This window comes from Zhouia amylolytica (genome assembly GCF_900116365.1).
GTDB lineage: Bacteria > Bacteroidota > Bacteroidia > Flavobacteriales > Flavobacteriaceae > Zhouia > Zhouia amylolytica.
In genome coordinates this window covers 259,556-280,141 of sequence record NZ_FPAG01000006.1, presented here as the reverse complement: position 1 = coordinate 280,141, position 20,586 = coordinate 259,556, and the positions used below count along the sequence as shown (strand labels likewise).

Sequence of the window (20,586 nt, the reverse complement as noted above, 5' to 3'; positions counted from 1 at the left end):
ACTTTTTTTAAATATATATAAAAAATAAAAACCTGACATATTTAAATAACGATATTTTTAACGCATCCTAAAAAAGCATCCTGCCAGATACAAAACAGATATCTCTTTAATTCACTCGGTTTTTTAGTAACTTTATAGAAAAGGTGGTTTATGAAGGTATTATTAACTGGTGCTACGGGTTACATTGGGAAACGACTACTCCCTGTATTAATAGCCCAAGGGCATACCGTTGTTTGCGGCGTCCGGGATAAAGCCCGTTTTCAACCACCAACATCCGTATTAGAAGCCATTGAAATTGCTGAATTTGATTTGCTGGAGCCGGAAACGTTAGGTAACATACCAACAGACATTGATGCCGCTTATTACCTGGTACATTCTATGTCTGTAGCAGATGATTATGTTGCTCTGGAGAAAGCATCAGCCATTAACTTTAGAGAGGTTATAAATCATACCTCGGTAAAACATGTAATCTATCTGAGTGGTATTATCAATGAAGAAGAGTTATCGAAACACCTCACCTCACGTAAAAATGTAGAGGATGAATTAGCTAAAGGAAATTATAATTTCACCACCTTGCGAGCTGGAATAATTATTGGATCGGGTAGTGCTTCTTTTGAGATCATACGTGATTTAACAGAAAAACTTCCGGCAATGATAACTCCAAAATGGGTACAAACAAAGTGTCAACCAATAGGCATCTCTGATGTACTTAAGTTTTTGAGTTTAACCTTAGGTAATGAAAAAACGTTCAATAAGAACTTTGATATAGGGGGCACTGACATCCTTTCCTATAAAAATATGCTTCTTGGATATGCCAAAGTACGGGGTTTAAAACGATACATATGGACAGTTCCTGTAATGACACCGAGGCTGTCTTCGTATTGGCTATACTTTGTCACCTCTACCTCATACAAATTAGCTGTTGCCCTGGTTAACAGTATGAAAGTTGAAGTTATATGCAGAAATGACGATTTAAACAAAATACTAAATATCACGCCTATTAGTTACCAAAGAGCTTTAGAAAAGGCCTTTGCTAAAATTGACAGTAACGAAATAGTTTCCAGCTGGAAGGATTCATTAATCAGCGGCAGACTCAATTTTAATATTTCCGACTTTATCAATGTACCACAATATGGATGTTTCGTCGATAAAAGAAGCCAGTCTTTTAAAGATCGTAAAGAATGTATTGAAAAGCTCTGGAAATTGGGCGGTAAAAATGGTTGGTATTATGGCAATAAACTTTGGAAGTTAAGAGGATTTATGGATAAGCTGGTAGGGGGTGTGGGACTCAGACGAGGGAGAACTAATGAAACAGACCTAGAAGCTGGAGATGCGCTCGATTTTTGGCGTGTCCTCTATGCGAATAAAGAAGAAGGTCGTTTATTATTATTTGCCGAAATGAAATTGCCGGGAGAGGCATGGTTAGAGTTTAAAACGCAAGGCAATACGTTAATTCAAACAGCTACCTTCAGACCTAAAGGACTTGGCGGTCGTTTGTATTGGTATAGTGTCTTGCCTTTTCATGCTTTCGTATTTAAGGGACTCCTGAACGGCATCACTAAAAGTGAGGAAGATTCAACAATGGTTAAACAGGAGCAAGCTACATAAAAAAAGGCCCTTTGAAGAAACAAAGGGCCTTTTTTGTATGATTAGAAATCTATTTAATTCTCTTTCTTCTTTCCGTCAGTTATTGACTTTTTTAAAGTATCATACATGACTGGTGTTGCAATAAACAATGATGAATATGTACCAACTCCAATACCTATAATCATAGCGAACATAAATCCTCTTAACGATTCACCTCCGAAAATAAATATAGTGATCATTACCACCAAGGTGGTCATTGACGTATTCAAGGTTCTTCCTAAAGTACTGTTTAATGCTGAATTCACATTATCACCAGCACTCCAGCCCTTTTCGCTAATTACCTCTCTAATTCTATCAAAGATAATTACGGTATCATTCAGGGAGTAACCAATTACGGTAAGTATTGCCGCAATGAAAGCCTGATCGATCTCCATATTGAAAGGCATAAACTTATAGGTTAATGAGAATATACCCAATACAATGATCACATCGTGGAATACTGCAGCTACAGCACCTAAAGAGAACTGCCATCTGCTGAAACGCAATAATATATACATAAATACAATTGCCAACGATCCTAGAATTGCCCAAACTGCATTTTTCTTAATATCATCCGCAATGGTTGGCCCTACCTTAATTGACTGAAGTATACCAATCTTAGCATCTTCACTTCCACCTAAGAACTGCTCATAAGTAGTTCCTTCAGGTAAGTATTTTTGCAATGCATCATATAATTTCTGTTGAATTTCCTGATCAACTTCGGTTGCTTCTTCGTCAACTTTATATTTTGTAGTAACCTTAATCTGATTTGCTCCACCAAATGTTTTTACTTCTGTACTTCCGAAAACAGCATCTAATTCTGAATCTATTTCAGAAGGGTTTACGGGGTGTTCGAAACGAACCTGATAAGAACGTCCTCCAACAAAGTCTACACCTTGGTTAAGACCTAAACTGAATAAAGATCCTAAACTTACTACCAATGCAATTCCTGAAACAATATAAGCTACCTTACGTTTTGACAAGAAATCAATATTCACATTTTTAAACAGGTTCTTAGTTGCTCCGGTATAGAAATCTAGAGATTTTCCTTTCTTCTCAGTATACCACTCGATAAGTAAACGCGTTACAAAAATGGCTGTAAATAGTGATGTAACAATACCTATTAATAAGGTAGTTGCAAAACCTTGAATTGGTCCGGTTCCAAAAACCAATAATATTAAAGCGGTAAGACCTGTTGTAATATTAGCATCGAGAATTGAAGACAATGCATTTTTGAAACCATCATCTATTGCTTGTTTCTTGCCTTTACCTTTTAAGACCTCTTCTTTAATACGTTCATATATAATTACGTTGGCATCGACCGCCATACCTATTGTTAATACAATACCGGCAATACCAGGTAATGTTAATACGGCTCCGAGCCCTGCAAGGACACCAAAAATTAACAATATATTGAATGACAGAGCGATGTCTGAGAAGATACCCGCCTTACCATAATAGAAGATCATCCAGATAAGCACAATAATCATCGCAATGATGAACGACATCATACCACTGCTAATTGCTTCATGACCTAGTGATGGTCCAACCACCGCAGACGAAATAATATCTGCTGATGCTGGTAATTTACCTGCTCTTAACACGTTTGCTAAGTCAATTGCCTCATTCAGGGTAAAGTCACCTGATATTTCAGAGTTACCTCCGCTAATTGGCCCACTACTTACACCAGGTGCAGAATAAACGATATTATCAAGAACAATAGCAATATTTCCTTGCTCTCTGAAAGCTTTTCCTGTAAGCTCTTCCCATATTCTTGCTCCTTTACCATCCATTTGCATAGAAACTGATGGTCTGTTTCCTAAATCATAACTTTGTGAAGCATCAGTAATAACACTACCACTTAATGGAGGGATCCCCTCTCTGTTAGATTTTAAAGCATATAATTCAATAACCTCAGAATCTTTTGCAGGCTTACCCCAAACTAGTTTAGCAGTCTGCAATTCGGTTGGTCTTGCAGCTTGCACCTGAGGCATTTTCAGGTATCCGTTTACCTCTGCCGTATCTTTTAAAGCGAAGGTAGCAACCACCGGGCTTCCCTGGAAACCTGGCTGTACCATTAAGCTCAATAACGGGTTTGATTGTGCTACGTCTAAAGAATCTGTAGCGATATCTGAAAGTAATGAGTCTATTTCAGTTTCTTCCTGCTCCGGCTCAGCTACTGTTTTATCAGTATCGACAATACCTTTAAGTATTTCGTCTGCAGTAACTAAATAAGGTAATACCTGGTCTGCCTTAAATGTTTCCCAGAATTCTAACTGTGCAGTACTCTGTAATAAACCTTTAACACGATCGATATCCTTAGCACCCGGTAACTCTACTAAAATTCTACCAGAGTTCCCTAAACGCTGAATGTTTGGTTGCGTAACACCAAACTTATCAATACGCTTACGAAGAACCTCAAAAGCAGATGTAATAGATTCGTCTACTTTTCTGCGGATAACGGGACGAGCTTCCTCATCTGTCATCTGGAAGTTGATATCATTGCTTAACGCTTTGTTTGCAAATATATCCGGGGAAGCTAACTTGGTACTTCCGGCTGAAACTTCAGTGAATTTTTCGAAGAATAAGTCAATATAAGTATCCTGGCTATTTTTTGAAGCTTCGCTAGCCTCGTCTAAGGCTTTATTAAAAACCGGATCTTTAGAGTTATTAGCTAATCCTTTCAAGATATCCTTTACAGAAATCTGAAGAATTACGTTAATTCCACCTTTAAGATCGAGTCCTTTGTTTAGCTCCTTTTCCTTAGCTTCGTTGTAAGTAAAGCTAGCAACTCCGATATTATAAACGGTTTGATTGCCAATAGAATCTAAATAACTTGCTTCCTCTGCCTCTCTTTTTGCTACGTAATTATCTTCATCAGAAGTAATTTTGTTCACAGCAAAATCTTCGGCTTCTCCTTCTACTTTATTGATAACGAAAGTAAATGATAGTTGATAGATACTTACGATACCAAATAAAATAGCAAAAAGCCTAATAAGTCCCTTGTTTTGCATCCTAAATTTTATTTAATAGTCAAATTTTAAAAACGAGCAAATATAAAATTTACACGATGATAAACCAATTTATTTTAAGGTTACTATACAAAAAATCCTGCATGAAAACAATTCAGCAGGATTTTTTTGAAAGTATTGTAAGCATTATTTCAAAATATCACTTAATGCTCCGTTCGTTTTACTTACTGCTTCGGCGCTTGAAGTTAACTTCGCTTTTTCTGCTTCATCCAGCTCGATCTCTACGATTTCTTCAATACCGTTTCTACCGATAATAGCAGGAACTCCAATAGAAATATCATTCAGTCCATACTCTCCTTCTAAGAAACATGAGCAAGGGAACATTTTCTTCTGATCACAAGCAATTGCCTGAACCATTGCTGAAACAGCAGCTCCTGGTGCATACCAAGCACTGGTTCCTAACAATTTAGTCAGGGTAGCACCACCTACTTTAGTATCTTCCATTACCTGATTTAAACGCTCTTCAGAAAGGAATTTAGAAACAGGAACACTGTTTCTTGTCGCCAAACGCGTTAAAGGAATCATTCCGGTATCACTATGACCTCCGATCACCATTCCGTCAACATCAGAAATTGGAGCCCCCAAGGCTTCTGCCAATCTATACTTGAATCGTGCACTGTCTAAAGCACCTCCCATTCCAATGATACGATTCTTTGGAAGGTCTGTAACTTTATGCGCTAAATAGGTCATAGTATCCATCGGATTACTAACCACAATAATAATTGCATTCGGAGAATGCGCTAAAAGACTTTCAGTAACTGATTTTACAATACCAGCATTAATACCGATAAGCTCTTCACGCGTCATACCAGGTTTACGAGGAATACCACTTGTAATTACAGCAATATCACTATCTGCTGTTTTAGAATAATCATTTGTAGAACCTGTAATTTTGGTATCAAAACCATTCAATGAAGCTGTCTGCATAAGGTCCATTGCCTTCCCTTCGGCAACGCCTTCTTTAATATCTACTAAAACAACTTCTGAAGCAAAATCTTTAATCGCAATATATTCAGCACAACTTGCTCCAACGGCACCTGCACCTACTACTGTAACTTTCATATGATATATTTTATTATTTGATAATTTTTAAAAACGGTAGCAAAGTTCGTTAAATTTATTGATTATCCATAGTTTATAGCATGAAAAAAGGAGTCTTTTGGACTCCTTTTATTTAAACTTTGTTATAATTTCTTCTTTTACCTGAATCCAAAATTAATCCCCAGATTGAAACTATCGAACTCCCCAAAAGTATAATCTGCGTTAATGCGGAAAAAGCTAATTTTCAGCTTCGTACCGAGTGTGGCTTTAACTCCTGATGCGCTTTTTGCTATTGAGAATGGATCCACTACAGTTTCTGATTGTAAAGGCCCTTGCTCAACCACATAGGTTCCTAAAATATCCGTATTCGATTTACCAGTCAAATACCCTACACTTCCATAAAAATTTATCACCGGTAATTTGGTTGAAGCGATCAAATTAAAAACCCAGGTATCCGCTTTGGTTTCAAAGCGCTGATTTTCTCCATCGACGATTTGGGTATCCGTAAAGTCATATTCACCATTTAGATGAGAATACGCTATTAAACCTGAAATCGCTACCGGCATCAAATTATTACCCGGCAACCATTCCGATAACTCATGCTGCAACCCAAAGCCATAATAGGCCAGGGAAGCGTCGTCATAGGAGGTTTTAGGCAATAATCGAACTTTCACCTCCGTATGTTTTATAAGTCCTACACTTGCCTGCAACATTGCTGTGGGAATAAAATCAATGTTTTCTGCCGACAAACCAGAAGGTAGTTCGAAAACAGCGTCGTCAAAAGTACCCGGTTGGCCTCCGTCAACAAACACCTCTATTCCCTGAAGGTCTCCTAAAGCTGTAGCAACTTCTTTACTCACACTGCCATCGACAAACTGTAGGTTTTCATATTGTGAGGTATCTAAAGTGAAAGACTTTTTATTATCCTTAATCGGACTTGCGTTTCCAATTAAAGAAATCTCAAATCCTAAGAATGGTTTTACTTCTGCAGAGTTGAACCAACCGTTGTTCATTCCGTACATTAACCCTTCGGCAGCAGGAGCTAAATAATCGTTGGTATAACGTTCGGCATCATCGATACCGGCTGCTAGCAAATCATTAATGTTTTGTTGTGCGCTCGTAAATAGCCCTGCACACATAAAGGCAATAGATAGAATTTTCTTCATAATTGTTTTGATTTGGGATGGCTAAAATAAAAAAACTCACGAGAGTTCTCGTGAGTTTTTTACAACAATTTTATGTTATTTCTTATGCATCAATATTAGCATAAGCTGCATTTTTTTCAATAAATTCTCTACGAGGTGGTACCTCATCTCCCATCAACATTGAGAATATTCTGTCGGCTTCAGAACCATTATCAATGGTTACCTGACGAAGAGTTCTAAACTCAGGATTCATGGTCGTGTCCCACAATTGCTCTGCGTTCATCTCTCCAAGACCCTTATAACGTTGAATATTCACCGAACCTCCAAACTCCTGAGCTAATCTATCGCGTTCTTTATCACTCCAGGCATAGGTCTTTTTTGCTCCTTTTTTAACTAAATACAACGGAGGAGTTGCAATATATACGTGACCATTTTCAATAAGTTCTTTCATATACCTGAAGAAGAAGGTCAAAATTAAGGTTGCAATGTGAGAACCATCGACATCCGCATCACACATGATAACCACTTTATGATAGCGAAGCTTTTCCAGATTCAATGCTTTACTATCTTCTTCGGTTCCTATAGTTACCCCTAAAGCAGTAAAAATATTTTTGATCTCTTCATTCTCAAAAACCTTGTGATGCATTGCCTTTTCAACATTCAGAATTTTACCCCTCAATGGAAGAATAGCCTGAAAATTTCGATCTCGCCCTTGTTTAGCAGTTCCACCTGCCGAGTCTCCCTCGACAAGAAAGATTTCGCATTTTTCAGGGTCTGTCTCTGAACAATCCGATAATTTACCTGGAAGACCACCACCACTCATTACGGTTTTACGCTGCACCATTTCACGCGCCTTACGGGCGGCATGACGTGCCTGCGCCGCCATAATAACTTTTTGCACGATAGTCTTGGCATCATTCGGATGCTCTTCGAGATAATTCTCCAGCATTTCAGACACAGCCTGAGAAACTGCCGAAGTCACCTCTCTATTACCCAATTTGGTTTTGGTCTGACCTTCAAATTGCGGTTCAGCAACTTTTACTGAAACAATTGCCGTCAACCCCTCTCTAAAATCATCACCAGCAATGTCAAACTTTAGTTTATCCAGCATCCCGGAGTTATCGGCATATTTCTTTAACGTAGTGGTTAAACCTCTCCTAAATCCAGATAAATGTGTACCACCCTCATGGGTATTAATATTGTTAACATAAGAATGCAGGTTTTCACTAAAAGAAGAATTGTAAACCATGGCAACCTCTACAGGTATACCATTTTTCTCTCCTTCCATTGAAACTACATCTGCAATGATCGATTCACGATTTCCATCGAGGAATCGAATAAATTCTTTTAACCCTTCTTCCGAATGAAATTCTTCACCTTCAAACTCACCCTTTTCGTTGGTATGACGTTTATCCGTCAGGGTTATTTTGATTCCTTTATTCAGATAAGCCAATTCGCGCATACGCGAGGCCAATGTATCATAATTGTACTCTGTGGTCTGCTGAAATATTGAAGCATCAGGCTGAAAAGTTACTACAGTACCTCGTAAATCAGTCTCTCCTACCGCTTTGACCGGGTATACAGACTTCCCTCTTTCATACTCCTGCTCCCATATCTTGCCATCTCGATACACCGTAGCCTTCAGGTGATCTGACAAAGCATTCACACAAGATACACCTACACCGTGTAAACCACCGGATACTTTATATGAATCTTTATCAAACTTACCACCGGCACCAATTTTAGTCATTACAACCTCCAGTGCCGACACGCCTTCCTTTTTATGTATATCTACAGGGATCCCACGACCGTTATCCTCAACGGTAATAGAATTATCCTCATTTATAGTTACTCTAATGGTATCACAATGTCCGGCCAATGCCTCATCTATCGAGTTATCGACAACCTCATATACTAAATGGTGTAAACCTCGCGGACCAACATCACCAATATACATTGAAGGACGCATACGAACGTGCTCTATACCTTCTAACGCCTGTATACTATCGGCCGAATACTGTTTTTTAGTTACTTCTTCACTCATAAATTCGATGTTTTTTAAACATTTTGCGCAACAGACAAATATAGCAAACTATAGGTGAAAACAAGGTTATGAAAAACATAAAACCTTCCAAGTTATTAACAAAAACTTGTGAAAACTCAACAAAAAAAGCGCCGTAAGAATACGGCGCCTTTAAAACTATATCAGACATTCTACAATTTAACTCACGTAGGCATCAGTATGAACATTGCTAATTGCTCTTCCAGAAGGCTCGTTCATGTTCTTAAATGCTTCATCCCACTCTAGTGCAATTGGTGTACTACAAGCCACCGAAGGCACTGAAGGCACTGTTAAAGCAGCCGTATCAGAAGGAAAGTGTTCAGCAAATATTGTGCGATAGTAATATTCTTCTTTCGATCTTGGCGTCTGGATCGGGAATCTGAATTTAGCATTGGCCAGCTGCTCATCCGAAACCTCGGCTTCCACTAATTCTTTCAAGGTATCTATCCAGCTATACCCAACTCCATCAGAAAATTGCTCCTTTTGTCTCCAGGCAACACTTTCAGGAATATAGGACTCAAACGCCTTTCGGATAACCCATTTTTCCATGCGCTCTCCATTTATCATTTTATCCTGAGGGTTAATACTCATTGCTACATCAATAAACTCTTTATCCAAGAACGGCACACGACCTTCAATTCCCCATGCTGCCAAAGACTTGTTAGCCCTCAAGCAATCATACTGATAAAGCTTATCTAACTTACGAACTGTTTCATCGTGAAAATCTTTAGCGGTAGGTGCTTTATGGAAATACAGATACCCTCCAAACAGCTCATCAGCTCCTTCACCCGATAAGACCATTTTAATCCCCATCGACTTAATTACTCTTGCCATTAAATACATTGGAGTAGAAGCCCTGACAGTTGTAATATCGTAGGTCTCCAAATGATAGATCACATCTTTTATGGCATCCAGACCTTCCTGTATCGTGAATTTAATTTCATGATGTACAGTTCCGATATGATCGGCAACCTTTTTAGCCGCAGCCAAATCAGGTGAACCTTCCAAACCTACAGAGAAAGAATGCAGTCGAGGCCACCAAGCCTGATCTGTATCATCACTTTCAATTCTTTTTTCGGAATATTTTTTTGCTATTGCCGAAGTCACAGAAGAATCCAATCCTCCTGAAAGAAGCACCCCATATGGAACGTCGCTCATTAATTGTCTGTGAACTGCATCCTCCAATGCCTGACGAACCTTTTCTATACTTGTCTCTGCCTCCTTAACCGTTTCAAATTCGGTCCAGTCGCGAGTATACCAACGTTTCAACTCACCATCTGAACTGTGCAGGTAATGTCCCGGAGGAAAAATTTCAATTTTAGTACAAATTCCTTCTAAAGCTTTCAATTCAGAAGCCACATAGAAAGTTCCATTTTGGTCCCAACCAATATAGAGCGGAATGATCCCCATATGATCTCTGGCCACAAAATATTCATCTTTATCAACATCGTATAGAGCGAACCCAAAAATACCATTCATCTCATCGATAAATCCTGGCCCCTTCTCCTGATATAAAGCAAGGATCACCTCACAATCAGACTGTGTCTGAAAATTGTATCTACCTTCAAATTGCTTACGCAGCTCTCTATGGTTATAAATCTCACCATTGGCCGCCAAAACAAACTTCTCATCTTCACTAAGGAGCGGTTGACCTCCTGATGCGGGATCAACGATAGCCAAACGCTCATGCGCCATAACTGCCTTATCATTACTATATATCCCACTCCAATCAGGACCTCTATGACGTAATTTTTTACTCATTTCTAACAATTGAGGTCTTAGAACCTCCGCTTGCTCTTTTAAATCGAATGCACAAACAATTCCACACATATCAATATTGCTTTTATATCATTTATAATTACAAGGCAAATATTAGATTATAGTTTCAATTTAAAAACCAAAACATCATTATGAGTTACTATTAAAAACTAAACATACGCGATTACACACAAAAAGAAACTTCAAACATTAAATCATGCTACAACCTATTACAATTTGTAAGTCTCCTTTTTTAAAAAAACATTAACTAAACCACTATAGGAAGAAACCATTTTAACTAATTACCTTTATTGTCTTAAATAAAATTAACTACAAATGAAAAAACTAACCTTAGTAATCACACTATTTACGGCTTTATTAGCTTTCAACGAAATTAGTGCTCAGAAATTTAGCGGAATTGACAAGAGTGTTGCAGACATTGCATACTACAAAACTGATCGCAATGCAGCGCCCAGTATCAAAGTTATCTATTCAAGACCGCTGATGAAAGGACGAAGTGTCTTTGGGAATTTAGTTCCTTTTGAAAAAGTTTGGAGAACAGGAGCTAACGAAGCTACGGAAATTCGATTTTACCAGGATGTTATGTTTGGAGACAAACCAGTAAAAGCTGGAACCTACACCTTGTACACCATTCCTGGAGCTAACGACTGGACGATCATCCTAAACAATGATACAGATGTTTGGGGAGCCTATTCGTACAAGGAAGCCAATGATGTTGCCAGAATTACAGTACCTGTGGCTCAGGGCAACGAATCTTTGGAAGCTTTCTCCATTGCATTTAAAAAAGAAGATGACAATAAAATCGATATGGTTTTAGGTTGGGACACTACCAGAGTAGCCATCCCATTTGGCCTGTAGATCTTTCAGATTTAAAAATAAAAAAGCACCTCAATGAGGTGCTTTTTTATATCAATATGCTACTTAGCAACACTATTCTTTTTTCGGCATCAACTCCCCTCCTAAATAGGTATGCTCTACTTGCAGATCAGGAACCTCCTCTATAGGAACTTGCATAATATCCTTGTCAAGGATAATAAAATCTGCAAATTTACCAGGCTCCAAACTACCTTTCTCTTGCTCTTCAAAATTCGCAAAAGCGGCCCATATGGTCATCCCTTTCAGGGTTTCTTCTCTTGTTAATGCATCTTTGGTTTGAAATCCGTTTTTAGGATAATCCTCAAGATCCTTGCGAGCTACGGCCGCATAAAAAGTTAAAAACGGGCTCACTTTCTCTACCGGAAAATCAGTACCTAAAGCAAGTACCCCAGATTTATTCAAAAGCGTTTTATATGCATAAGCCCTCTCAATCCGATCTTCTCCCAACCTATCCTCAGCCCAATACATATCACTTGTGGCATGTGTAGGCTGTACCGATGGTATAATCCCTTTACTAAAATAATTAAAATCCTCTCCATCGATTACCTGGGCATGTTCAATTCGCCAGCGTCGATCTGATTTTCCTGTTAAAGCAGCCTCATAAGCTTTCAAAACGACTGCATTAGCGGAGTCTCCTATAGCATGTGTATTCATTTGATAATCAGAAGCAGCAATTCGTGTTGCCAGGTCATGAATTTCGTCCACGGAAGTAACCATAGCTCCAAAATGATGGTGTTTGTCCGAATACTCCTCTTTCAAGGCTGCTCCTCTTGAGCCCAAGGCTCCATCTCCATAAACCTTTACTGATCTTACATTGAGATGGTCCGTTTTAATAATTCCTTTAGGCAAATAAAAATCAAGGTTTTCTTTATTATTACTTACCATGGCATAAACTCTCATTTTTAGATCTCCTTGTTGCTGCATACTATCAATCAACTCAATAACCTCTCTGTCAAGTCCAGCATCACTCACTGTGGTCAATCCAAAATCCAAACATAACGCTTGGGCATCCAGCAAAGCTTTTGCCTGGTCTGCTCTGCTAATATCCGGTACAATCGCATCGATCATAGCCATTGGATTGTCTATTAAAACTCCGGTAAGGGCTCCATCCTCAATCACGATCTCTCCTCCTGAAACTTTAGTTTCCTTTGTTATTCCGGCAAGATCTAAGGCCTTTTGATTTACCAGATATGCGTGTCCATCTATCCGCTGTAAAACAACGGGAGTATCAGGAAACAACTTATCTAACCTATCCTTATTCGGGAATATTTTTTCCTCCCAATCATTTTGATCCCATCCCCTTCCGAAAATAAAATCCTTTTGTTTTTCCTTCTGAAAAGCAACAACCTTTTGCAACACCTCTTCATAACTCTTCGTGTCTAAAAGGTCTACCATCTGCTGATTAAGCCCCAAACCAAAAAAATGACAATGGGCGTCTATAAGCCCGGGAAGTATGGTTTTCCCTTTAGCATCTAAAATTCTTTGACTTTCATAAATTTCTGTAAGCTCTTCGTTAAGGCCAACTGCCATAATTTTACCGTTCTTTACAGCCATTGCTTCAGCCTTGCTAAAAGCTGAATCCACAGTATAAATATTTGCATTGGTAACTAAAAGGTCAATTTTCTCCTTTTTGGTACATGACATTGCGAATGCGAGAAAGAGTAAACAAATTTTCTTCATCCCTGTTTTTTGAGTTAGTTTTAGTTTTTTAAGTGTACATCTGTTATCAGCAGGCAGGTTATTTCTAATACTAAAAAACTGTTTATCTTTTAGTAATGTAAATATAACGTCTTTTTTTTAACAGCTGCCCAAAGTTAATTTTGTTTCAGTAATCTTACAAGAAATGCCGATATAACTTCAACTTTATTGGGATCGTATAGGAATTAAAACGAAAGAGTATTTTAACTTTGTAAAGCTAAGAGATCATAATGCTAAAGGAAGTAACCCAATTTTTCAAAAGCTTTCAATTCGCCAAAGGCCTACTAATTACTTTAGCTGCGGTTACGGCTATTGCTATAAGCTATTTTGCTGGTAAAATTGAAATGGGAGCCTCATTGGCGTTTGGAGTTTTACTAACCTCGGTTCCCGACATCCCGGGTAACACGAAACACAAACTTTACGGAGTTCTTGCTGCGATTATTTTTGCAGTGATTAATATCATTTTAATCAACCTTACGTACCAGAATTACATCCTGATCAGTATAACGCTGCTTGTCCTGGTCTTCTTCTATGCTTATATTTCAGTTTATGGTTTCAGAGCATCTCTGGTATCGCTGTCAGGCCTCCTGGCCATAGCAATAAGCATGGCTCATTTAAGAACGGGCCATGATATTATTTTACACGCAGGAGTTACTGCCTTAGGAGGACTATGGTACTTGTTATTATCAACAGCCTATTCACTCATAAATCCGACTCAGTTCAGCATGCAACTTCTTTCGGAGGTAATGAGATTAACTGCAGACTATCTCAATACAAGAGCTGAATTAATTCTTGTAGATGATAGTGAAAGAAAAGAGCTTTTAAAAAAACTATTTCAATTACAAACAGAATTAAACGAAAAGCACGAGTCTTTAAGGTCGGTTTTACTCAATGCCCGTATTAAATCCGGATCCACCAATTATATCAAAAAGCAGTTAATGGTATTTATCGAACTGATCGATATGCTGGAATTGGCCATCGCCAACCCGATGAACTACAAAACCATTGATAAAAACTTTAAAAAAGACAATAAAAACATTATTAAAAGTTTTGCAGCCATTTCTCAAAATATAGCTATAGAGCTGGAAATCCTTTCAGTTAAAATTTCAAAAAAAAATGGCAGTATCCGAGGAGCAGACCTTGACACCTTACTCGCAACGGCTCATAATGATATCGAAAATTACAAAGCCTCGGTTGATGTTGAACAAAACCGGGATAAGATATTACTGCTTCGAAATCTTTACGATTACATCGAACAGCAAGCCGAGAAGATCAAGAATATAAAAAGAGTATTGACCATCACCTTAAAACAAACCGAAAAAGAACAAAAATCTCCGAATAAAAAATTACTTACTCCCCAAGATTATAGCATCAATACGCTAAAAGAGAATCTTTCGTTTAAATCGCCCATTTTTAAACATTCCTTACGCTTAACCATTACAGTTTTAGCTGGATTTTTAATTGGCAGCCTTTTTTCGATACAAAATGCCTATTGGATTATTTTAACCATTATTGTAATCATGCGGCCAAATTATGGGCTTACCAAAGAAAGATCGAAACAACGTATTGCAGGGACCCTGATTGGAGGACTCATTGCTGTGGCCATTATTGTTCTTACTCAAAATATTTACGTGTACATCGCTATTATCCTGGTCTCGATGACCATGGGATTTTCCTTTATACAACAGAATTACAAAGCGTCCGCCACTTTCATCACACTCAACATCGTTTTTGTGTATGCTCTTTTACAGCCGAATGCTTTTGAAGTTATTCAATACCGTATTATAGACACCTTAATCGGTGCCGGTTTAGCTATCGTTGCTAATTACACTTTATGGCCAGCCTGGGAGTTCTATTACCACAATGACCTCCTTATAAAATCGATTGAATCAAACATCAACTACCTGAAAGAAGTAAAGTCGCTTTACAATAACAAGGAAGGCAAAAGCACTTCATATGTTATTTCGCGAAAGGAAGCATTTTTAGCCATTGGTAATTTAATGGCCACCTTTCAGCGCATGGCTCAGGAACCTAAATCGAAACAAAAAAACTTTATGGTATTATACGAAGCTGTAGTCATTCAACACACCTTTTTATCATCAACTGCAGCCATCGGAACTTATATTCAAAACCACCATACCTCATCAGCCTCGAATGACTTTAATGACTACATTGATGAAATCATTAAAATCCTTAACGAATCGATTCAATTACTGAAGGGTAATCATATTGCAACATCTGACAGCCTCAAACACCGAGAGGCTATCAACCAGATTAAGTCTCATTATGCGGAACTTATAAAGAAAAGACAAGAAGAAATTTCATTAGGAAACCTGGTCATCACCGAAGAGACCAGAAGCAGATTAAAAGAAGCACATCTGGTAATCGACTTGTTACAATACCTGTTTTCTCTCTCTGAAAAGCTCAAAAAATTGGTAGGAACGAATTAATCATTTTCCCTATTCACCTTATCAATCGAAAATGCAGGCATACATATCGCCATATATTCACATTCCTCATCAAAAGGATTAGAATATTGTACCCGGGTATTTTTTTCAATCTTAATGGATTGACCGGCCTCCAAAACAATGGTTTCCCCATCTACCACAAATTGTTTTTTACCCCTTATGACATAGGTATATTCATCAAACTCAGGGGTCTGAAAGGGTTCACTCCACTTTGGTGGTGCTATCATATGCGCTATACTTAATTGCTCACCACCTTTAGAAGCTGCTCCAAAATGTTCTTCAATGAGCTTACCATCTGTAGTCGGGACTACAAATGGTGACTTTTGTACTGTATATTTCCTGGTCATAATCCCAATCTTACTTTAACGGCTTTTTCTTGATCATTCCGCCTTTAATATCTTTGACAATATCCATGACCACAAAAGCTTTTTTATCAATTTTATCAATTTCAGTACTTAATCTTGCTAACTCCAATCGAGTTACAACTGTGTAAATGATTTCGGTCGCTATACGTTCTTCTCCATATTTACTATACCCTCTTCTTCCCTGGTAGATTGTACATGCCCTCCCCATTTTTTCGGTTAACATTATTCTTATTTCCTCACTTTTCCCTGAAACTATGGTTACCCCAATATACTCCTCGACACCATCCACTACAAAATCGACTGTTTTAGCTGCAGCCAGATAAGTCAATATGGCATATAGTGCTGTCTCGACAGAAAGCAAGTAGGCCCCAACGGAGAAAATAATAATATTAATAATCAACAACACATCCCCCACAGTAAGATGCAGCTTTCTGCTTAAGTAAATAGCCAAAACTTCTGTACCATCAATCACACCGCCTCCTCTCATAGCCATTCCAATTCCAAGTCCCAGAAAAAAACCACCAAAAACAGCAATTAACAGCTTGTCGTCCGTAATGGTCGGATACGGTACAAAGTGGACTACAATGGCCAATGCCATAATTGCAAGTATACTTTTAATCGCGAACTTTTTGCTTATCGTCTTAGCTCCTAAGATGAGAAATGGCAAATTCACAATCAATAACAATATTCCTAAAGAAAAATTAGAAATCACTTGTAACAATAAGGAGATTCCTGTAGCTCCTCCATCGATAAATTGATTAGGGAGCAAAAAACCGTTCAATCCAAAACCAGCTGAAAAAACACCAATAATGATAAAGAGCACCTCTTTAACGGCATGTGCAAATTCTACCTGAAGCGCACGTACTTCTCCTACGAGTTCTCTCTTGGAAAACTCAGTTTGACCCGTCTTCGCTTTTAAACGATCCTTTGCTCTTTTTATATATAAAAATTGAGAGACTATATTCATCAGGAATATGTGTTATATACACTTTTATTTTTTCATTACCTTATTCAAAATTCCAAACACCCCGCGAATAAAAGTAGCACTTGTAAGCACTTTTAAAATAGGATTCATCCCGGAAGAAGACCTGCTCGAAGCTCGAGCTCTTTTTTTCTGAGCTTCCTTTGCTTCTTGTTGAGCTTCTTCTTGTGTGGCTTTCGCTATCTTTTCATTGAGCAGCTCATAGGCACTCTCGCGATCGACCACCTCATTATACTTTGGAATAAGCGTTGACTTTTCAAGGACTGCTTTCAACTCTGTATCATTTAATACATCCATCCTGCTCATCGGTGCCCGCATCATAGTTGCAGCCAAAGGAGTAGGTCGACCTTTTTCATCTAAAGCCGTTACCAAAGCTTCACCTATACCTAAACTTGTTAATATCTCTTCGGTTTCATAAAAATCTGTCTCAGGGTAATTTTGAGCAGCTAATTTTATAGCCTTACGATCTTTAGCCGTAAATGCCCTTAAAGCATGTTGAACCTTCAATCCTAATTGCGCCAACACCTCTTCCGGTACATCAGTAGGGTTTTGAGTCACAAAATAGAGTCCGATTCCTTTTGAACGTATTAATTTAACAATACTTTCTATTTGATCCAGTAAAGCATCGGAAGCTTCCTTAAATATAAGATGTGCCTCATCGATAAAAAATATCAGTTCTGGTCTGTCGGCGTCTCCCTGTTCCGGAAATGTATCATAAATTTCTGCCAGAAGACTCAACATAAAGGTAGAAAATAAGGTAGGGCGGTCTTGGATATCAGTTAAACGCACTATGTTAATAAACCCTCTACCCTGCTCATCTACCCTGCACAGATCATTTACATCAAAAGATTTTTCACCAAAGAAAAACTCAGCACCTTGCTGTTCCAAAGCTATAATCTTTCTCATTATAGCCCCCGTAGAAGCGGTAGAAACCCGTCCGTACGTTTCCTGAAAATCATCTCGGCCATCACCAGTAGCATACTGGAGCACTTTTTTTAAATCCTTCAGGTCCAAGAGTGGTAACTTATGATCATCACAATATTTAAAAACTACCGCCAATATCCCCTGTTGCGTATCTGACAGATCTAAAATTCTCGACAAAAGCACGGGACCAAATTCCGAAACTGTAGCCCTCAATCTCACGCCATTTTGCTCAGAAAGTGTAAACAATTCGACTGGAAAAGGCTGAGGTGTATAGGGCATTCCTATCTTTTCATGCCGTTCTGTAATAAAACTTTTTTCCTCTCCAGATTGAGCCAGACCACTTAAATCACCTTTAAGATCCATCAACAAAACCGGTATTCCTTTTTCAGAGAGGTTTTCAGCCATTACCTGCAGGCTTTTGGTTTTTCCAGTACCAGTAGCACCTGCGATTAAGCCGTGCCTGTTTAAGGTTTTTAGAGGTATTTTCACAAAAGCATTGGAAACAGTTTCACCCTGGTACATGGCAGACCCTAAAGTAATAAATTCCCCTTTAGTGGTATATCCCTGTTCTATATGATCAAAAAAAGAATTGTTCTTCACTGATATTTAATTTTCTATAAAAATAAGGTAATTTTATTCAAGATTGAAAATTCACAGGCAACGAAAAAATCAACACCTATCATTCACCACTAAAGCCCTTATTCAATGAGATTTAAAAACAAAAATGGCAACCTCAAATCAAAAAACCACTCCTTTCAATACACTAAAAATTAAAGGATCTTTATTTCATTTGAACCTGGAGAAAAAAATAGCAATTCAAAAAAATATTGTCTGGCCAGCTTAAGGTACGTTCCTTGTATATCAATACAAATTGGAGCTCCGATGAACTTGCATAACGCATTCAGAACGAGAACAGGGAGACACACCAATACTCAAACATCATCTAAAGCCTGAGAAGTTGTTATTAAAATCAATACCATCGAATTCCTGAAAATCTTCGTCAACAAATTCCACGATATTACCAACCTGGTTTCTTGCTCTTTGACAAAGAATCATACAATTGCCACTTAAACATAAGGAATGCATAGTGTTAAAGCTCTATAAAATAAAGTTAAAGCGGTATGTTCTGCGAAAAACTATAACTATCTTTGTTGCCCTATTTTTGGGACCTATTCAAAAAGATTGCTTGAATTTTTTGCATGGAAAGAACAAACGTAAAAAGAAAAAAATCGAAGGCTAAGTTATTACACCAATATTACCAATATACAGGTTTTTACGAATTTGTATGGAAAAGTGTAAAAAAAGCATTGTTACCTATTGCCTTGGTTATTGGTGCCATTTTTGCCATCGATTATTTTATTTTTGACCTTAATACTTTTTTCAAAGAAATGACACAAACACTTCCTCCGGAAGGGGTGTTCACTATTTTCTTTGTTTCAGAGTCATTATTAGGTTTAATACCCCCTGAGATATTTATTGCCTGGGCTGGGAAAACCGCTAAACCGATCTTATTCCTTTCTATTTTAGCCGTTCTTTCCTATATCGGAGGTTTGATTTCTTATTTCATCGGTGTTGCTATTACTAAAATACCTTCTGTCCATCGCTATCTGGAAGTTAAAATGCAAAAGCATTTGAAAAACACAGCTAAATGGGGCGGATTTCTAATCATTGTAGGAGCGCTTCTACCGATTCCGTTTTCTATAACCTGCGTTGCAGCGGGCATCATTAGTTTCCCTTTCAGATATGTTACGCTTTATGGTACTTTAAGATTTCTAAGGTTCGCCTTATACGCATTGGTAATATTTAATGTGGTATAGAAATAAACTACTGTGTTTAAGTACTAAAGTATAAACTATCACTATCTTTGCCGCATGATTACAACAGCTACAATGGAGTTAGTCGAAAAAGGAGAAATGCTTCCTTTGATGGAGGAATTCTACACGATTCAGGGTGAAGGTCATCACACAGGTACTGCCGCATATTTTATACGTGTGGGCGGCTGTGACGTCGGATGCCACTGGTGTGATGTCAAGGAAAGCTGGAATGCAGAAACCCACCCTCCTACTGAAATAACCAGTATCGTAGACAATGCGGTTAAATATGCAAATACGATCGTTATAACAGGAGGTGAACCACTCACCTGGAACATGGATCCTCTAACCCAAAGGCTGAAAGAAAGAGGTCTTAAAACTCATATTGAAACCTCTGGAGCTTATCCTTTAACCGGGGTTTGGGATTGGATTTGCCTCTCCCCTAAAAAAATGAAGCTCCCAAAGGAAGAGGTCTACAATGCTGCTGACGAACTTAAGGTGATTGTTTACAATCAACACGATTTCAAATTTGCTGAAGAACAAGCAGCAAAAGTCAGAGAGTCTTGTGAGTTATACCTACAACCTGAATGGAGCCGAAGAGAAAAGATGATGCCGGAGATTGTCGATTATGTAATGACCCATCCAAAATGGAAAATTTCTCTGCAAACACACAAATACCTCAACATTCCTTAAGAATTATTTAACGCCTTGAGCACTTCTAATTAGCTGTTCTCTACCTTGTTTTTTGTATCTTTAAGTGATTTGACAATCAACAGA

The 20,586-nt window shown here is 38.1% G+C and carries 14 protein-coding genes; 5 read left to right on the top strand and 9 right to left on the bottom strand.

The features are described from left to right. Positions 1-150: 150 nt before the first annotated feature. Positions 151-1,608, top strand: coding sequence for an SDR family oxidoreductase (locus BM361_RS11555; RefSeq protein ID WP_074978945.1), 1,458 nt, complete (start codon positions 151-153; stop codon positions 1,606-1,608). A gap of 53 nt (positions 1,609-1,661) precedes the next feature. Here BM361_RS11555 and secDF read toward each other — a convergent pair whose 3' ends face one another. The 5 genes from secDF to asnB all read right to left on the bottom strand — a co-directional run bounded on the left by secDF (position 1,662) and on the right by asnB (position 10,736). Next, positions 1,662-4,640: a protein translocase subunit SecDF gene (gene secDF, locus BM361_RS11550; RefSeq protein ID WP_038260972.1), complete on the bottom strand. Its 2,979-nt coding sequence runs from the start codon at positions 4,638-4,640 to the stop codon at positions 1,662-1,664. Positions 4,641-4,784: 144 nt separating this feature from the next. Continuing rightward, on the bottom strand, positions 4,785-5,720 hold the full coding sequence (gene mdh / locus BM361_RS11545) for a malate dehydrogenase (RefSeq protein ID WP_038260970.1): 936 nt from the start codon (positions 5,718-5,720) through the stop codon (positions 4,785-4,787). Between the two features lie 137 nt (positions 5,721-5,857). Further along, on the bottom strand, positions 5,858-6,865 hold the full coding sequence (locus tag BM361_RS11540) for a DUF6588 family protein (RefSeq protein ID WP_074978943.1): 1,008 nt from the start codon (positions 6,863-6,865) through the stop codon (positions 5,858-5,860). A gap of 82 nt (positions 6,866-6,947) precedes the next feature. Beyond that, a complete protein-coding gene (gene gyrB / locus BM361_RS11535; RefSeq protein ID WP_038260966.1) occupies positions 6,948-8,888 on the bottom strand; it encodes a DNA topoisomerase (ATP-hydrolyzing) subunit B in 1,941 nt (646 codons plus the stop codon). Between the two features lie 177 nt (positions 8,889-9,065). After that, positions 9,066-10,736, bottom strand: a complete 1,671-nt coding sequence (gene asnB, locus BM361_RS11530; protein ID WP_074978942.1) for an asparagine synthase B — start codon at positions 10,734-10,736, stop codon at positions 9,066-9,068. Positions 10,737-11,000: 264 nt separating this feature from the next. Between asnB and BM361_RS11525 the strand changes: the two genes are divergently transcribed. Further along, complete coding sequence (locus BM361_RS11525) at positions 11,001-11,543, top strand: DUF2911 domain-containing protein (protein ID WP_038260963.1); 543 nt, start codon at positions 11,001-11,003, stop codon at positions 11,541-11,543. Between the two features lie 72 nt (positions 11,544-11,615). On the opposite strand, the gene BM361_RS11520 is transcribed toward BM361_RS11525, so the two are convergent. Beyond that, a complete protein-coding gene (locus BM361_RS11520; protein WP_074978940.1) occupies positions 11,616-13,241 on the bottom strand; it encodes an amidohydrolase in 1,626 nt (541 codons plus the stop codon). 248 nt (positions 13,242-13,489) lie between these two features. On the opposite strand from BM361_RS11520, the gene BM361_RS11515 reads away from it, so the two are divergent. Next, complete coding sequence (locus BM361_RS11515) at positions 13,490-15,709, top strand: FUSC family protein (protein ID WP_074978939.1); 2,220 nt, start codon at positions 13,490-13,492, stop codon at positions 15,707-15,709. Here BM361_RS11515 and BM361_RS11510 read toward each other — a convergent pair. Genes BM361_RS11510 through BM361_RS11500 form a run of 3 tightly spaced genes read right to left on the bottom strand, consistent with a single transcriptional unit; the run spans position 15,706 to position 18,598 of the window. Then, positions 15,706-16,074: a cupin domain-containing protein gene (locus tag BM361_RS11510; RefSeq protein ID WP_038260957.1), complete on the bottom strand. Its 369-nt coding sequence runs from the start codon at positions 16,072-16,074 to the stop codon at positions 15,706-15,708. The genes BM361_RS11515 and BM361_RS11510 overlap by 4 nt on opposite strands. A gap of 10 nt (positions 16,075-16,084) precedes the next feature. Then, the gene (locus BM361_RS11505; RefSeq protein WP_074978937.1) at positions 16,085-17,059 is read right to left on the bottom strand and encodes a YitT family protein; all 975 of its coding nucleotides are present in this window, start codon (positions 17,057-17,059) and stop codon (positions 16,085-16,087) included. Between the two features lie 24 nt (positions 17,060-17,083). Continuing rightward, on the bottom strand, positions 17,084-18,598 hold the full coding sequence (locus BM361_RS11500) for a helicase HerA-like domain-containing protein (RefSeq protein WP_394364644.1): 1,515 nt from the start codon (positions 18,596-18,598) through the stop codon (positions 17,084-17,086). 599 nt (positions 18,599-19,197) lie between these two features. On the opposite strand from BM361_RS11500, the gene BM361_RS11495 reads away from it, so the two are divergent. Together BM361_RS11495 and BM361_RS11490 are read left to right on the top strand one after the other, a co-directional pair. After that, positions 19,198-19,815, top strand: coding sequence for a YqaA family protein (locus BM361_RS11495; protein WP_074978933.1), 618 nt, complete (start codon positions 19,198-19,200; stop codon positions 19,813-19,815). Positions 19,816-19,887: 72 nt separating this feature from the next. Further along, positions 19,888-20,502, top strand: coding sequence for a 7-carboxy-7-deazaguanine synthase QueE (locus BM361_RS11490; RefSeq protein ID WP_254785813.1), 615 nt, complete (start codon positions 19,888-19,890; stop codon positions 20,500-20,502). The last annotated feature ends 84 nt before the right edge of the window (positions 20,503-20,586 follow it).

Coding starts and splice junctions, on each gene's coding strand:
- BM361_RS11555 (WP_074978945.1), top strand. CDS start 151: ATGAAGGTATTATTAACTGGTGCTACGGGTTACATTGGGAAACGACTA.
- secDF (WP_038260972.1), bottom strand. CDS start 4,640: ATGCAAAACAAGGGACTTATTAGGCTTTTTGCTATTTTATTTGGTATC.
- mdh (WP_038260970.1), bottom strand. CDS start 5,720: ATGAAAGTTACAGTAGTAGGTGCAGGTGCCGTTGGAGCAAGTTGTGCT.
- BM361_RS11540 (WP_074978943.1), bottom strand. CDS start 6,865: ATGAAGAAAATTCTATCTATTGCCTTTATGTGTGCAGGGCTATTTACG.
- gyrB (WP_038260966.1), bottom strand. CDS start 8,888: ATGAGTGAAGAAGTAACTAAAAAACAGTATTCGGCCGATAGTATACAG.
- asnB (WP_074978942.1), bottom strand. CDS start 10,736: ATGTGTGGAATTGTTTGTGCATTCGATTTAAAAGAGCAAGCGGAGGTT.
- BM361_RS11525 (WP_038260963.1), top strand. CDS start 11,001: ATGAAAAAACTAACCTTAGTAATCACACTATTTACGGCTTTATTAGCT.
- BM361_RS11520 (WP_074978940.1), bottom strand. CDS start 13,241: ATGAAGAAAATTTGTTTACTCTTTCTCGCATTCGCAATGTCATGTACC.
- BM361_RS11515 (WP_074978939.1), top strand. CDS start 13,490: ATGCTAAAGGAAGTAACCCAATTTTTCAAAAGCTTTCAATTCGCCAAA.
- BM361_RS11510 (WP_038260957.1), bottom strand. CDS start 16,074: ATGACCAGGAAATATACAGTACAAAAGTCACCATTTGTAGTCCCGACT.
- BM361_RS11505 (WP_074978937.1), bottom strand. CDS start 17,059: ATGAATATAGTCTCTCAATTTTTATATATAAAAAGAGCAAAGGATCGT.
- BM361_RS11495 (WP_074978933.1), top strand. CDS start 19,198: ATGGAAAGAACAAACGTAAAAAGAAAAAAATCGAAGGCTAAGTTATTA.
- BM361_RS11490 (WP_254785813.1), top strand. CDS start 19,888: ATGGAGTTAGTCGAAAAAGGAGAAATGCTTCCTTTGATGGAGGAATTC.